This is a genomic window from Algoriphagus halophilus, assembly GCF_900129785.1.
GTDB lineage: Bacteria > Bacteroidota > Bacteroidia > Cytophagales > Cyclobacteriaceae > Algoriphagus > Algoriphagus halophilus.
This window is the reverse complement of sequence record NZ_FSRC01000002.1, coordinates 998,510-1,013,115: the sequence shown is the minus strand read 5'-3', so window position 1 is coordinate 1,013,115 and position 14,606 is coordinate 998,510. Positions and strand designations below refer to the sequence as shown.

The 14,606-nt window shown below is 40.6% G+C and carries 14 protein-coding genes; 3 read left to right on the top strand and 11 right to left on the bottom strand.

Annotation, left to right across the window (positions count from 1 at the left end; genetic code table 11):
- The 10 genes from BUR11_RS16255 to BUR11_RS16205 all read right to left on the bottom strand — a co-directional run bounded on the left by BUR11_RS16255 (position 1) and on the right by BUR11_RS16205 (position 9,771).
- Positions 1-804 (bottom strand): inositol monophosphatase family protein, encoded by an 804-nt coding sequence (locus BUR11_RS16255; protein ID WP_074226020.1) that lies wholly within the window; start codon positions 802-804, stop codon positions 1-3.
- Between the two features lie 19 nt (positions 805-823).
- The gene (gene rsmI, locus BUR11_RS16250) at positions 824-1,519 is read right to left on the bottom strand and encodes a 16S rRNA (cytidine(1402)-2'-O)-methyltransferase (protein ID WP_074226019.1); all 696 of its coding nucleotides are present in this window, start codon (positions 1,517-1,519) and stop codon (positions 824-826) included.
- Positions 1,516-1,749 carry a 4a-hydroxytetrahydrobiopterin dehydratase gene (locus BUR11_RS16245; RefSeq protein WP_074226018.1) on the bottom strand — a complete coding sequence of 78 codons (234 nt, stop codon included), beginning with the start codon at positions 1,747-1,749 and terminating at the stop codon, positions 1,516-1,518. Before BUR11_RS16245 ends, rsmI begins: the two co-directional genes overlap by 4 nt.
- A gap of 12 nt (positions 1,750-1,761) precedes the next feature.
- On the bottom strand, positions 1,762-2,028 hold the full coding sequence (locus BUR11_RS16240) for a DUF493 family protein (protein ID WP_074226017.1): 267 nt from the start codon (positions 2,026-2,028) through the stop codon (positions 1,762-1,764).
- A gap of 83 nt (positions 2,029-2,111) precedes the next feature.
- Positions 2,112-4,220 (bottom strand): peptidylprolyl isomerase, encoded by a 2,109-nt coding sequence (locus BUR11_RS16235; RefSeq protein ID WP_074226016.1) that lies wholly within the window; start codon positions 4,218-4,220, stop codon positions 2,112-2,114.
- An 85-nt stretch (positions 4,221-4,305) separates the two neighbouring features.
- Entirely contained in the window at positions 4,306-5,586 is a 1,281-nt protein-coding gene (locus BUR11_RS16230; protein ID WP_074226015.1) for a hemolysin family protein, read from the bottom strand.
- A gap of 247 nt (positions 5,587-5,833) precedes the next feature.
- A complete protein-coding gene (lptC, locus tag BUR11_RS16220; RefSeq protein ID WP_074226013.1) occupies positions 5,834-6,379 on the bottom strand; it encodes an LPS export ABC transporter periplasmic protein LptC in 546 nt (181 codons plus the stop codon).
- 88 nt (positions 6,380-6,467) lie between these two features.
- Positions 6,468-7,769, bottom strand: coding sequence for a hypothetical protein (locus BUR11_RS16215; protein WP_074226012.1), 1,302 nt, complete (start codon positions 7,767-7,769; stop codon positions 6,468-6,470).
- A 12-nt stretch (positions 7,770-7,781) separates the two neighbouring features.
- Positions 7,782-9,065, bottom strand: coding sequence for a hypothetical protein (locus BUR11_RS16210; RefSeq protein WP_074226011.1), 1,284 nt, complete (start codon positions 9,063-9,065; stop codon positions 7,782-7,784).
- Positions 9,055-9,771: a type III pantothenate kinase gene (locus BUR11_RS16205; RefSeq protein ID WP_074226010.1), complete on the bottom strand. Its 717-nt coding sequence runs from the start codon at positions 9,769-9,771 to the stop codon at positions 9,055-9,057. Before BUR11_RS16205 ends, BUR11_RS16210 begins: the two co-directional genes overlap by 11 nt.
- A 102-nt stretch (positions 9,772-9,873) precedes the next feature.
- On the opposite strand from BUR11_RS16205, the gene BUR11_RS16200 reads away from it, so the two are divergent.
- The 3 genes from BUR11_RS16200 to BUR11_RS16190 all read left to right on the top strand — a co-directional run bounded on the left by BUR11_RS16200 (position 9,874) and on the right by BUR11_RS16190 (position 13,955).
- A complete protein-coding gene (locus BUR11_RS16200; protein ID WP_074226009.1) occupies positions 9,874-10,947 on the top strand; it encodes an anhydro-N-acetylmuramic acid kinase in 1,074 nt (357 codons plus the stop codon).
- A gap of 73 nt (positions 10,948-11,020) precedes the next feature.
- On the top strand, positions 11,021-12,247 hold the full coding sequence (locus BUR11_RS16195; RefSeq protein ID WP_074226008.1) for a Glu/Leu/Phe/Val dehydrogenase dimerization domain-containing protein: 1,227 nt from the start codon (positions 11,021-11,023) through the stop codon (positions 12,245-12,247).
- A 181-nt stretch (positions 12,248-12,428) separates the two neighbouring features.
- Positions 12,429-13,955: a sodium:proton antiporter gene (locus tag BUR11_RS16190; RefSeq protein ID WP_074226007.1), complete on the top strand. Its 1,527-nt coding sequence runs from the start codon at positions 12,429-12,431 to the stop codon at positions 13,953-13,955.
- Here BUR11_RS16190 and BUR11_RS16185 read toward each other — a convergent pair.
- The gene (locus BUR11_RS16185) at positions 13,952-14,530 is read right to left on the bottom strand and encodes a DNA-3-methyladenine glycosylase I (protein ID WP_074226006.1); all 579 of its coding nucleotides are present in this window, start codon (positions 14,528-14,530) and stop codon (positions 13,952-13,954) included. The genes BUR11_RS16190 and BUR11_RS16185 overlap by 4 nt on opposite strands.
- Positions 14,531-14,606 lie beyond the last annotated feature (76 nt).

Here is a 14,606-nt window from a genome sequence, read left to right as displayed (position 1 = left end):
CTATTGCCAGATTGTCTGAATCTCCTTGGTGAAGTCTTCTTGAATGTGGTGATTGCTAGCAATAATCTCTCTTCCGAAAATATAATTCTTCCCTCCTGAGAAATCAGTTACTGCTCCTCCTGCTTCTTGAACTATCAAAGCACCGGCAGCCACATCGTATGAATTCAGGTTGTATTCAAAAAATCCTTCAATCCTTCCAGCGGCCACATAGCAAAGATCTGTTGCTGCGCTGCCAAACCTTCGAATCCCATGGGTCTTTTGCATAAAGATCTTCAAGGCAAACAAATACTTATCGATCAATTCAAAATTGTAATAAGGGAAACCTGTAGCTATCAGAGAAGCTGACAAGTCTGGAGCCGAACTCACTTTTATTTTGGTATCGTTACAGAAGGCTCCGCCACCTTTCATGGCATAAAAGCATTCATGTCTATTCACTTCATAAACCACTCCCAAAATCACTTCATCGTATTCCATCAAAGCAATACTCACTGCAAAAACAGGGATTCCATGAATGAAATTTGTGGTTCCATCCAATGGATCAATCACCCAATTGTATTGATCCGCTTGGGTGCTGTTGGTCCCCTCTTCTGTAATAAAACCGGCTTCAGGAAGGATTTTGGATAGGGCAGCTACAATCATTTTCTCGGCTTCTTTATCTACATAAGAAACCAAATCGTTAAAGCCTTTGTGCTCCACTTTATCTGCACTGAAATGTTGACGCTCTTTTCTAATAAAAGAACCGACGTTCTTGGCAATTTCCTGAGTTTGCTCCAGGAGCGTACTTAATTGATTCTGGGTATCCATAAAATAATAGGTTTGTTAATTAGGCTTTGGGGTTCTTTCCGGCTACTACTAAAACAATTTCGCCTTTGACTGGGTGAGTACTATAATATTCTATTAATTCTGCCAGTGAACCTCTGACATTCTCTTCATGAAGTTTCGTCAACTCCCTGGAAACGCAGGCTTGGCGATCCTCTCCAAAAGCTTCGGATAATTGAAGCAAGGTTTTTTGAATTCGATGGGTAGATTCATAAAAAATCATGGTCCTGGTTTCTTCCATCAGACCTTCTATTCGGGTCTTACGCCCTTTTTTATGAGGCAAAAAGCCTTCGAAAACAAATCGATCATTGGGAAGTCCACTATTGACCAAAGCAGGAACAAAGGCAGTAGCTCCAGGAAGACATTGAACTTCCAAACCGGCTTCCAAAACTGCTCTTACCAATAAAAATCCAGGGTCTGAAATAGCCGGGGTTCCTGCATCTGAAACCAAGGCAAAATACTCTCCCGCTTTCATCCTACTGACCAATTTTTCCACTGCTTTATGCTCGTTGAAAATATGGTAACTCTGCAAAGGACGGGATATCTCCAGATGCTTTAACAAAATGCCACTGGTCCTGGTGTCTTCCGCAAGGATGACATCTGCCTGTTTCAGCACTTCTACCGCTCTGTAAGTGATATCCTTTAAGTTCCCTATAGGAGTAGGGACAATGTATAAATTGGGACGAGACGTTTCGCTCATTTAATCAGGGCATCAATTTCTTTCGCTAACGACCGATCCTTTTCGGTCACGGTATTTCCCTCATCATGTGTGGTCAACTCAATGGTTACCTCATTATACACATTACTCCAGTTGGGATGATGCTGGGAAGCTTCTGCTAGAAAAGCCACTCGGGTCATAAAAGCAAATGCCTCTTGAAAATCTTTAAATTTGAAAGTTTGCTTGAGTTTATTGTCTTCTTCTGTCCACATCATCTTTTGGTTTTATAGTGAAATAACTCCTTCTACCTTAGCTGCTTTTTCATAAAGGTCCACAATCTGATCTGATGTATCCATCATCGCCTGAATAGTGGCACTTATGTACTTCCCTCCCGAACTAGGCTTTAATTTCACCTCGTTCTTAGGAAACAAAGCTTCAATCTCAGTTTCCTTTCCTTTAGGAACTATAAATTTAAACATATAGAGCATAGGAAATTGTCCTGACCCCTCTAATTTCTCTTTAAAGTTTTCTCTATCAAAGTTCTTTTCCATAGTAATCCGATTCAATGTGATTAGAAATAGCTTCAAACAAAGAACCCATGCCGATTGGCATGGGTTCCGATGAGCTTCTTTAATTAAAAGAATTTATATCGGTAGTCTTTCACATCTGCGAGATCCTGCAGGGCCATCATGACCTGATAGGAAGTCCTTTGTGAAGCACTCTGTGTCAATTGACTTTGGAAACCACTATAGTCTCCTAATTCTGCAGCTGGGTTCAAGCTGTTCAGCTTACCTACGATCACTCCCACATCTTCTTTAATCGGTGCAGTCATGTCACCAGCGTTCTTCAATCCGAAGATGGATCCGATTGCTTTAGGAGCAAAACCAACGCCTGGAATAACAGATGCACTCAACTTCAAGTCTGGAGTAGTATTTAATGAAGCCTCAGGGAATACTGCTTGCATTTCTTCCAAAGTAGATTTACCTGCTAATTTCTCAGCAATCATCGCAGCTTTCTTATCATTTCTAACCTGCGCTTCTACTTGAGGACGAACATCAGCCAATTTCGCATCTCCTTCTTCTTTCTTACTGATCAAAGAAGCAACTATGTAATTGTTATCCAATTCGAATACTGGCGACACCTCATCGGCAGAAGCTTCTGTAAATGCCCATCTCACTACTTCTCTTGCATTTTGGATGTTGTTGATGTTTCTGCTAGTAGCATCTACATTACTTGCTTCCAAAACTCTATATCCTTGCGCAGCCGCATTTTCTTTGAACTGGTTTCTGTTTCCGCTCTCAGCAGCAAAAGAATCTGCATTTCTGAATGCTTCGTTTCTAGTTGCATCACTTGCTACCAACTCAATTTCCAAGGCTGCCAATTTAGTATACTGAGTTAATGGCATTCCAGTAACCTCAATGATATGGTAACCATATTCTGTTTCCACTACATTATTGATCAAACCAAGAGATTTTGCAGCGAATACTGCATTGGCAAATGGCTCTACGAAATCTGCTTTCGCAAAGTAGCCAAGGTCTCCACCGTTTTGAGCAGTTCCATCTTGACCATACTGGCTTGCAGTTACTGCGAAGTTAGCTCCACCTTTCAGATCCGCTAAAATCTGCTCTGCTTGCGCTTTGACAGCAGCTTTGGTAGCATCATCCATTCCTTCAGTGCTCAACAAGATATGAGAAGCTCTCATTCTAGCTGGACCTTCGTATTGATCACTTACCTTATAAGTAACATAGGTAGAATTTGGAGTTACAAATGGACCATAAGTAGCACCTTCTTCAATTTCATCTACATTGGATGTTAAACTTGCAGGAAGGTTGGTTCCTGGAGCATACGTAAAGAAAGGAAATTGAGTCTCAGAATTTCTAGCTACAAATGCAGAGTCATTTTCAGAATTTCTCAATTCTTCTGTCAAGCTTTGGATTTCAGAAATCACCTCAGCAGAATCTTCACTGCTTGGCAAAATGCTAAAGCTTACATATTCAATATTGGCACTAGTACCCGTTCTGAACTTACTTTGATTTTTGCTTAGGTAGTCTTTCATTTCGCTTTCGCTTACTGAAACTGCTGAATCAGCAATTGCATAGTAAGGAACAAACAAATGAGAAACGTCTGCAATGGTATTTGCAGCTTCATATTCGTGCTTTGCTTCTACTGAAGTCACGTACTCCGAGAAGGTAAGCATGTTGTCATATTTGATTCTCAATCTAGAATCCGCAAATAATTGTTCCTGCTGAGCCCAGAAAGCCTGCTGAGTAGGATCAGCATTTTCTAAAGACTGAAGGAAAGATACCAATTGGGACTTGTCGAATTGACCGGTCTGAGGGTTCACCAATTGCTGACGTAATTCTGCCACAATGTTTTTCCCCTGCACCATATCTACTAATTCTGCATCAGAGATGGTCAAGCCAAGCTTTTCATATTCCTCGTTGAATACTTTTTCAACGATCAATGCCTGCCATGCCTGCTCTCTTACGGTAAACATTTCTGGCTCGGAAGGAGCTCTACCTGTTCTTTGTTGGAAAGCAATTCTAAATTGCTCAATGTTTGCCACGTACTCTTCATAGGAGATTTCCTCTCCTGCGATTTCCCCAACAACATTTTGATTTGAATTGAGTATGGAGGAATTTGGACTTAGCAAATCTCCACCCAATAGGAATAAAATCAACCCGCCGGCAATGACACCGATTGCGAGACCCGTTCTCTGTCTTATTTGTTTAATTAACGCCATTTGTATTTCTACGCTTTTTTAGAAGTGTCGCAAAATAATAGCATTAGGGTCGAAATTCAAAATATATTCTGAATCAAACCTTTATCTAAAAAATCCCTGAGCTATTAATTTTCAGCTTAACTGAGTCAATTCGATGGTCTTGCTTAGTCATGATTGTAAACGTATACGGACCAAAAACGACCGATTCGCCCTTCTTGGGCAGGTTTTCTGTCAAAGAAAGAATTAATCCTGACAATGTTTCAAAATCACCGTAAGGTAAATCCCATCCATATTTATCATTTAAATAATCTATTTCGTGACGGGCACTTAACAAATATTCATGATCTCCGGTCTTTTGTTCGATCAAATCATCATTGTCATACTCATCTTCAATCTCTCCAAAGATCTCTTCAATGATGTCTTCCATGGAAACAATTCCACTGGTTCCCCCAAATTCATCCACCACCAAAGCCAAACTTTTTCTTTCCTGAATAAATTGGATGAGCAGTTCATTGGCCAAGGCTGATTCTGGTGCGATGATAATAGGAGTAAGTATTTCCTCGATACTTTTCGGCTTTTTGAACAACTCCAGTTGATGACAATAACCAATCACATCGTCGATGGTTTCACGATAGACAATCACCTTGGAGTGACCGCTTTCTGCAAATACCTCTTTCAGCTCTTCTATGGTATCCTCAATTTCTACCGATACAATGTCTGTTCTAGGCACCATGCACTCTCTCACACGCACTGTTTTAAACTCCACCGCATTGTCGAAAATCTTGGTATCTATATCCACTTTCCCTTCTTCTTTTTCCTGGGTCAAATGATTTTGGATAAAGCTATTCAAATCCGTCACCGTAAAAACCGGTTTGTCTTCACTGTATTCCAGTCTCAATATCTTGGTAATGAAGAATCTGGAAAGCCCTACCACTGCCCAGACAATGGGATACATGATAAAATAGATTGCCAAAAAAGGCAAGGCAAAGAAAGTGAGCATGCTGTTTGGGTTCAGCATAAAAATGCTTTTGGGAAGGAACTCTGCCGTCACCAATACAATCAAGGTAGAAATCACCGTTTGCAATACCAAGACTAGTGCTTCATTGTTAAAGCCTTCTGGTAGCATCATATTTAAAGGATCCTCTAACAGGAATGCCATGAAAATACCATAGAGCACCAAAGAGACGGTATTCCCCATCAAGGTAGTTCCTATAAATTGTCCGGTATTGTTGACAAAGGTACTGAGTACTTTGCCTACCAAGGACCCTTGTTTTCGCTGAAGCTCAATCTGCAGCTTGTTGGAGGAAATAAAAGCGATTTCCATTCCCGAAAAAAATGCTGAAAAAAGCAGCGTGATAATCACGTATATCAAATAAGAAACATCCATGTTTAATGCTTTTTCCGCTTTTTAGTTTTTTGCTTTGGTTTTTGGGAGTCTTTTGGGTCGTTGGTCCTTCTATATTGAAACCAAAATAGTAAGGCTACGGCAAACATAAAAACTGGATAGGACACTTCTACGCCTTGGCTCAGACTTAGGTGAATTCCAATGATTGCGAATGCTAGCGCAAGGGATAAAATAAGGACGTCAGGTAATTTCAATCTAATATTTTTGGTAAATCTAATATATGGGGAATTTACATTCCATCCTCTTGGAACTCAATTCTACTGTCCATTGGGTTTTTGATGGAATATTTGGAAAAATTTTCATCCGCTTCTAATCCTGCCCCTTGGAGCAAGGTTTTTCCATCTCTAACGCTGACAAATTTTTCAGTATAAATCTTTTTTTGATTGGGGTTCCAAAAAATCTCTTCGGACTTCAAACTTTGGTCCTTTTCCAGATTATCAACTTGAACATCTCCTTCACCCTTATAAAGATTATCTTCTCTAAGGTAATATCCTCTGTCTGCCCGCATGGTGGTGGTTATATTTCCCGCTTTATCAAAAAAAGTAATGTCAATCCCTTCAGGAAATTCCAAATTTCCATTTTCGAACTCCAATTGCTTGGGAGCTTTGATTTCAGATCTGATAATGGCAGAATCACTGGAAACCAAATTGATATTAATGGAGGTATTCATCGGCCCATCATATACCTGCAAGGCAGCCGCATCCACATCTTCCCGGCAAGAGGAAAATGCCATGACACAAATAGAAAGTAAGACGAATAGGTGGCTAAACTTCACGGTACAAAGATAAATGAAAATTAAATGATAAGTAGTAAACGCAAAAAGGGCAGCTGAGTAGCTGCCCTTTTAAGAATATTAACTAAAATTAGTCTCTTGTAGCCAAGGTTACGGTTTCACCAATCCAACATCCAGTGTTGATAGTGCCGCCCACTTGTAAGCTTTCTGTAAACAATTCCTCTTTAGAAGGGAATCTAGCCTTGGCATTGGCCATTCCTGTATTGTCACCAGCTCTTTGATATGCATTGTAAGCAGCGATGTAGATAGAGTAATCTTTTGCACGGCTTTCTCCACCTTTACAATCGTTCATAGAACCCATGTACAAGTCACCGATCAATTTCCAAGCATCTTTAGACTTAGACTCATCCATTGCAGCAGCTTCTTTAGCAGCAGCTCTAGCAGCAGACTTTTGACCTTTAGCGCCATAAATCTTCGCCAACTCAAACTTCACTTCCGCTTTCTGAGCATCGTTCTCAGCCAAAGTCATGGCCTTCTCCAATACTGGCTCTGCTTTGTCGTAATCTTTCTCCTGTAGGTATCTCATCGCTCTTACTTGAGAAGTTGCGAAAGTAGGGTTATTGGTATCGATGATTTCCAAAGCCTGCAGGAACGCATCAGAAGAGAAACACTTGTATTGTACAGAATAGTTGAAGATCTGATTAGCCAATTTCTCATTAGAAGGATCAGCGGCCAATTTTGGACCCATAGTGTTTTCGATGAAATCACAATCAATCAATTCCATAGCAACCAACAATTGCTCCATATTACCTTTTTGGCTAGTTACATTCGAACCTTTTGCTGCTTCTGCATCCAAAATTGCATTTAGCTCATCATACATATTAAGGATTTCCTCACCTGTGTATGCTTTGTGGTATGCAAAGTTTCTATAGACCAAGTTAAAGTATGCAGGTACTAACTGATAGTTAATAGAACCATTTATTTCAAGTGCTTTCTCGAAATCTGCTACTGGAACTTTCAATTTTTCCTTGTCATCTTTATAATACTGATAGCCGTAATAAGCTTTGTTTTCAATCCACTTAGATTCATTGTCATACAATTCACCTCTTTTTTCGTAAAGTGCTATTACAGAATCCTGATACACTCTTTTTTGTGCCTCATCACTTACAGCACCAGCTGCACCATCATAAATTTTGGTCCCGTTGATGTATAAAGATTCATTTAGCTGAGGAACATTTACTAATAGCCAATGTAAAGGCTTAGTAGCTTCCACATACTGCTCTGACTTCATATAGTCAGTATATGCAGCATTCAATTCTCTTGCTTTGGCTTCTTGCGCAGGATCAGATGGCCAATTCCATCCATCTTGCGCTTGAACCACGCCAGCCATCAATACGGCTGCTAGACCTAATAGGGTTGATTTAATTTTCATGGTTATTATGCTTTATTCAAATACTCGTTTATAAAACCAACTATTATCATTAAGTGAAAATCCAAACGTGAAGTTCACATAATTTTCTTGGATCAGGCCATTATCGGTAGTGCCACGTTGTCCAACCTTCACAGCCAAATTCACCAATGATAATTGATTAACTGGAAATGAAGCTCCAAAGTTAATGCCAATATCATTGATATTTGTCTGGTTCAGATAGTAGGGAGTCTGCTGATATTCCAATCCGAATCGATAAGTAGTTCTTTTCAATGGACTGTCAATCGCTAGGTAATCGGGTACAATCCGAAATCCCAAACCAACTTTAATGGCCTCCCTCAAAGAAAGACTCTCTCCAAAAAAGGATTTAAACTTATTAAAATCCTGATATTGCCCCTCCAAACCGAGGGCGAATTTATTCATTTTTTCAAATGTTACCCCAAATCCGATGCGATTTGGAATGTATATACTGCCTTTTTCATCGTTGGCGATCAAATCACCATCTGAATCGGGATCGCTAGCTTCACCTAAAGCAGCCAATTTGGCAAAGGCTTTTCCACTAACATTCCCCAAATTCTGATAAATGGCACCAAAGTGTAAGTTATTCTTGTCAGAAAGCTTTGCAACGTAATGTGCACCCCCTTTGAAACCAATATCACTAACTGTTAATCTTTCATAATATTCAGTAGTGTTCCCCACTGGGTTGTCATTACCATTCAAAAGTGACAATTGATTGTTCCGAATGGTTGACCCAAAAAGATAAGAAACTTGCGCACCTAGGCTGAAATTTTTGGCAACTTTCACCCCAAAGCTCATGTAAGTCTCCGAAATACCTCCATCTCCCTGCACATAATTATAGGCTCTCAACTCAGCATTTTCTACCGCGCTCTCTACCTGAAGTCGGTAATTCACACTGGTGATTTGATTCAGCCCAAGTCCCATCGTCACTTTTCCAGATTTCAATGGAAGTGACATGGCTACATAGGAAAGACCTCCACCATCGACATCTGAAGATTCGGAGCTATTTCTCGCATTGAATTTCTTATAATTCAGTGCTGCCTGAAAATTAAATATGGTATTATAAGTAGTCAATGCCGGGTTGACGACATTGGCATTCCATCCAGTACCATAACTAACTCCAAGACCTCCCATACCCTGGTTCTGAGTTAATCCTGAATAATTAAATTCACCAATGCCCAAAGCACTGTACGTAGAAGCTGAAGACTGTGCTTGGGCTTCACTAAATAAGAAAAGGGTGCAGATTACACCCAGCAATTGCAATTTGATTTTACTCAACATTGTGGTTTAGAATACAATTCAATCCATGCAGGACTAAATTTTGGACTACAAATATGTGGTCTTTTGCTAATGATTCAAAAGATTGAGCGTCTCCACCGCAAACAAAGACCTTGATTTGGGGGAATTTTTGCTCATATTTTTGGATTTGGCCAAGAATTTCTGATTCAATCCCATACCAAATACCTATCTGCATACAACTGATGGTGTTGGTTCCTATAAAATCTTCCGGCTTTCCAGAAACTTCCACCAAGGGAAGTCGGGCTGTTAATGCATTCATTGCCTTGGCCCTCATCAACAACCCTGGACTGATGGCTCCGCCTCGATAAGTATTGGATTCATCTACCAGATCAAATGTCATACAACTTCCCATGTCTATTACCAGCACTGGGCCTGTTCCTGCCATTTGCCAACCTCCTACAGCAGCGGCCATCCTATCCAAACCCAGGGTAGCTGGACTACCGTACGCATTGCCAATAGGAAATTGAAGATTGTTGGATAAGTATTTAAATGGAAATGGAATTTGAATTTTAAGATCTTTCTCGGTCCACTTCACAGAACTTATCAAGCAATTTTGAAAAGAAAGACCTTTCCAATATTGCAAAGCAGTCGGCAAATCTATAAAAACTGATTCATTTACAAATTCAGTCCCCTTAAACAAGGCAGATTTGATTCTGGTATTGCCAATATCAATGATTAGATTGTCCATTCAGAAACAGGATAGACTGCAAATTAGGCATTAAAAAAAAGAGGGCTTTTCTACAGCAGCAAATTATCTTTGGATTGCTCCATACTTAACAAACTTTAACCCATGAGCAACGCGAACTACCACATAATAGGATTGATGTCAGGAACTTCAGGAGATGGTTTAGATGTCGCTTATTGCCATTTTGAAAAATCCGACCTTTGGCAATTTGAGATTCTGGAAGCGATCACCATCCCTTTTCCGGACCAATTGGGTGAACAACTCCAAAAAGCCCACCTATTGAATGCATTGGACCTTCACTATCTAGATGTAGCATTTGGAAAATGGATGGGTCAGGAAGTGAAGCAGTTCTGTTCTAAAAAACAAATTTCTCCAATCGCCATCTGTTCCCATGGTCACACCGTATTCCATCAACCACAAAAAGGATTGAGTTTACAAATTGGAAATGGATGGGCGCTGCATCAAGCTTCGGAAATGAAAGTGATCAATGATTTCAGAATGTTGGATGTGCAGCTTGGAGGCCAGGGAGCACCATTGGTTCCTATAGGTGACCAACTCCTTTTCCCACATTTGGACTTTTGCATCAACCTGGGTGGCATTTCCAATATCAGTATGCAATGGAAGGGAGAGCGAATAGCGTTCGATTGTAGTCCATTCAACCTCTTACTGAATCCCATTGCGGAAAAACTGGGTAGCCCTTATGATCGGGATGGGCAGTGGGCCCGTGAGGGACAAGTGGATGCAGAACTGTTGGAAAAACTCAACCAAGTTCCTTTTTATCAAAAAAAGGGGGCCAAATCCCTTGGTAGAGAGGATATGGACGAAGTTTTTTCTCCTATCATCCAATCAAGCAACGCTCCTGAAAAAGATAAATTAGCCACATTGACGGAGCATTATGCAATTCAAATCGCTCAAATCATTCAAGCCTACGCACTCCATGAAAAGCCTAAGGTTCTCCTCTCCGGAGGAGGTGCCTATCATACCTATTTTATAGAGCGGCTCCACCATCAGCTCCAAGGTAATTGGCAACAATTTGAAGCTTCCAACGAATTGATTGAGTTTAAAGAAGCATTGATTTTTGGATTTTTAGGAGTGCTTAGATTGAGGGGAGAATCAAATTGTCTGGCTTCTGTTACCCATGCGAGCAGAGATTCTTCCGGAGGAACAATCTTTGGCTGATTTGCTCCTCCACAAAATTTATGAGAGGGATTAAAATTTTATATTTTTGGGGCAGATATAAACCCAAAAATTAATGCACGACTTACTAAAGAAATTCGAAAACAAAAAAGCTGAAATTGTTTTTGAATGGAGCGACAATGAATCTGAGGCCGAAGGCTGGGTAGTCATCAACTCTTTAAGAGGGGGAGCTGCAGGAGGTGGAACCCGCATGCGTAAAGGACTAGACAAACGAGAAGTAGAATCTCTTGCCAAAACCATGGAGGTGAAATTCACTGTATCAGGCCCCGCAATTGGTGGAGCCAAATCAGGGATTAATTTCGACCCAAATGATCCTAGAAAAAACGAAGTGCTTCAGCGCTGGTATAAGGCTGTCATGCCGCTTTTGAAAAATTATTATGGAACCGGAGGTGATATGAATGTGGATGAAATCCATGAAGTGATCCCTATTACGGAAACTTATGGACTTTGGCATCCTCAGGAAGGAATCGTAAATGGTCACTTTCATGCCACAGAACCAGAAAAAATCAAAAAGATTGGACAGTTAAGGCAAGGCGTCTCCAAAGTATTGGAAGATCCTCATTATACGCCCAATGGACCCAAGAAATACACGGTAGCCGACATGATTACAGGATATGGTGTGGCAGAGGCCGTGCGGCATTATTATAAAATTTGGGGTGGTCAGATCAAAGGAAAGCGAGCTGTTATCCAAGGATGGGGAAATGTAGGCGCTGCAGCCGCATGTTTTTTGGCGGTGGAAGGAGTGAAGGTGGTAGGAATTATTGATAGAGATGGAGGAATCATCCGTGAAGAGGGGCTAAGCCTGGATGAAGTACGAGACCTCTTTATTGCTAGAGACGGAAACAAACTGGTAGCCAAGGATATGATTCCTTTTGAGAAAATCAATGAAAAGATCTGGGATATCAACAGTGAAATATTCATTCCAGCTGCGGCTTCCAGATTAGTGACCCAAAACCAAGTAGAACGCATGGTAAATGCAGGGTTGGAAGTAATTTCCTGCGGAGCAAATGTGCCATTCGCAGACCCTGAGATCTTCTTTGGGCCTATTGGAGTCTGGGCAGATAAGCGGATTTCAGTTCTTCCGGATTTTATTGCCAACTGTGGAATGGCCAGAGTCTTTGCCTATTTGATGAGCAAGAAAGCTGAAGTTACCGACCGGGCAATATTCAACGATGTAAGCAAGACCATTGAAAAAGCATTGAACAAAACTTTTCAGGAAAATCCGGAAAAGACCAATATAGCTCAAAGCTCCTTTAAAATAGCTCTAGCACAACTCGTATAAAAAATAGTAGGTAGAATCGCTAGCAAAGGTTAATTTTTGAATTATTCTTGCTAGCGGTTATTTCTCTATTGGGGTCTTTCACCCAAAATCAGTAGTTTAGCAAAACCCATTTTGGGAATTTAACCGCTGGAAAATATTTACATTTAACCGAAAAGATTACCCAGCAGACCCTATTAGCCAAATGAAGAATTTCATCTTAAGTTTCTCCATACTTTTCGGAATACTCTTTCTTAATGGCTTACAACCTCAGCTTGCCCTTGCTGAAGAACGTGAGACAAAAGAGACATTCTTAGCCCAAGCAGATCAAACTGATACCGAACACGCTACTGTTGAACATAACGATCAAGCCGATCATGGAGATGAGGAGCATCATGTGGCTCCAACTTGGTTAGTAATACCCTTTGTTGTTTTACTATTAATGATTGCCACTGGTCCATTATTTTATGAGCACTTTTGGCATAAAAATTACCCTAAAATAGCCATAGGTCTGGCCATTTTAGTCGTCTTCTATTACCTGTTTATACTCCAAAATGTTCATGCTCCTGTGCATGCACTGGCGGAATACATTCAGTTTATTGCCCTATTAGCCTCCCTTTACATTGCGTCTGGAGGTATTTTGATTGAAATAGATAAAAAAGCGACCCCATTTGCGAATGTTTCATTATTGCTGATAGGAGCTTTAATCTCCAATTTGATTGGAACCACTGGAGCTTCCATGTTGCTGATCAGACCTTTTATCCGCTTGAACAAAGGAAATATTCAAGCTTATCACATTATCTTCTTCATTTTCATGGTTAGTAATGTGGGAGGTTCTTTGACTCCAATTGGAGATCCTCCGTTGTTCCTAGGTTTCTTGAAAGGAATTCCTTTCTTCTGGACCTTGGAGCATAACTGGCCTGCATGGATTTTTGCTTTGGCCTTGCTTGCTATCGCTTTCTATTTCATTGACAAGAAATTGGGTAAAGCGGCAGATGATGAAATTGAACCAGAAGAAATCACCTATACCAACAAGTTTTCCTTGATCGGAATGAAAAACTTTGGTTGGTTATTTATCATCATTTGTTCTGTATTCCTGGATCCTAATGTAATTGAGGGAGTTCCTGCTATCGTCTATGATGGCCAGAAGTTTTCTTACCTAAGAGAGGTGATCATGCTTTCCGTGGCATTCCTTTCTTATCGATTTGCAGACAAGAGAGCGATCCAAGGAAATGAATTTAATTTCGAGCCCATCCGTGAAGTGGCCTTTATTTTCATCGGGATCTTTGGTACCATGATGCCGGCATTGGAATTAGTAGGAAACTTTGCCAAATCTCCAGAAGGAGCATCTTTAATTTCCCATAATACTTTGTATTGGGGTACGGGTACACTCTCAGGATTCCTGGACAATGCGCCTACTTATTTGAATTTCTTAGCCGCAGCTATGGCATCGAAGGGAGCGGATATCAACAATATTGATCAGGTGAGAGAATTCGCAGCCAATGGATTCCCCGATTCTGCTTTTGAGTTAATGGCCATTGCAGTCGCTTCTGTCTTCTTCGGAGCAATGACTTACATTGGGAATGGACCAAACTTTATGGTAAAATCCATTGCAGAGCAAAGCGGAATCAAGATGCCATCCTTCTTTGGCTACATCATTCGATTCTCCTTACCGGTTTTACTTCCAATCCTTATTTTGGTTTGGCTGGTGTTCTTTGCCTTTGTAGGCTAATAGTTTTGAACTTCTGAATGGCGAAAGCAATCAGTTAGATGGTCATTCACAAGACCAGTGGCTTGCATGTGTGCATAAATCGTAGTACTTCCTAAAAATTTAAAGCCCCGTTTCTTGAGATCCTTTGCCAACGCATCGGACTCAGGAGAGGTGGCAGGAGATGGATCTCCTTTTTTAAGTTCATTTTGAATGGGCTTTCCCCCCACAAATCCCCAGATATAGGCAGCAAAAGTTCCGAACTCTTTTTGGACTTCCATAAAGCGTTGGGCATTATTGATGGCCGCTCGGATCTTCATTCCATTTCTAATGATTCCTTTATTCGTAAGTAATTCCTGCACATATGATTCAGGGAATTCCGCCACTACTCGATAATCAAAATTGGCAAAGGCATCTTTATAGCCTTGTCGTTTTTTTAAAATGGTAGCCCAACTCAAGCCTGCCTGCGCACTTTCCAATACTAAAAATTCGAAGTGAGTTTGATCGTCCCACACAGGTTTTCCCCATTCTTCGTCATGATATGCAACATACTCTGGGAATCCCAAACACCAAGGACATCGGGGTTTTTGATCGTTCATATAAATTTTCTAAAAGTTTGAGAATAAAATTAAATGAGAATTGGGATAAAGTAACAGCATGTCTTACTTTTTCATT

Excerpts from the sequence above, each read along its gene's own strand:
- BUR11_RS16215 (WP_074226012.1), bottom strand. The coding sequence starts at position 7,769 with ATGAAAATTAAATCAACCCTATTAGGTCTAGCAGCCGTATTGATGGCT.
- BUR11_RS16185 (WP_074226006.1), bottom strand. The coding sequence starts at position 14,530 with ATGAACGATCAAAAACCCCGATGTCCTTGGTGTTTGGGATTCCCAGAG.
- BUR11_RS16255 (WP_074226020.1), bottom strand. The coding sequence starts at position 804 with ATGGATACCCAGAATCAATTAAGTACGCTCCTGGAGCAAACTCAGGAA.
- BUR11_RS16235 (WP_074226016.1), bottom strand. The coding sequence starts at position 4,220 with ATGGCGTTAATTAAACAAATAAGACAGAGAACGGGTCTCGCAATCGGT.
- rsmI (WP_074226019.1), bottom strand. The coding sequence starts at position 1,519 with ATGAGCGAAACGTCTCGTCCCAATTTATACATTGTCCCTACTCCTATA.
- BUR11_RS16240 (WP_074226017.1), bottom strand. The coding sequence starts at position 2,028 with ATGGAAAAGAACTTTGATAGAGAAAACTTTAAAGAGAAATTAGAGGGG.
- BUR11_RS16245 (WP_074226018.1), bottom strand. The coding sequence starts at position 1,749 with ATGTGGACAGAAGAAGACAATAAACTCAAGCAAACTTTCAAATTTAAA.
- BUR11_RS16205 (WP_074226010.1), bottom strand. The coding sequence starts at position 9,771 with ATGGACAATCTAATCATTGATATTGGCAATACCAGAATCAAATCTGCC.
- BUR11_RS16210 (WP_074226011.1), bottom strand. The coding sequence starts at position 9,065 with ATGTTGAGTAAAATCAAATTGCAATTGCTGGGTGTAATCTGCACCCTT.
- BUR11_RS16200 (WP_074226009.1), top strand. The coding sequence starts at position 9,874 with ATGAGCAACGCGAACTACCACATAATAGGATTGATGTCAGGAACTTCA.
- BUR11_RS16195 (WP_074226008.1), top strand. The coding sequence starts at position 11,021 with ATGCACGACTTACTAAAGAAATTCGAAAACAAAAAAGCTGAAATTGTT.
- BUR11_RS16230 (WP_074226015.1), bottom strand. The coding sequence starts at position 5,586 with ATGGATGTTTCTTATTTGATATACGTGATTATCACGCTGCTTTTTTCA.
- BUR11_RS16190 (WP_074226007.1), top strand. The coding sequence starts at position 12,429 with ATGAAGAATTTCATCTTAAGTTTCTCCATACTTTTCGGAATACTCTTT.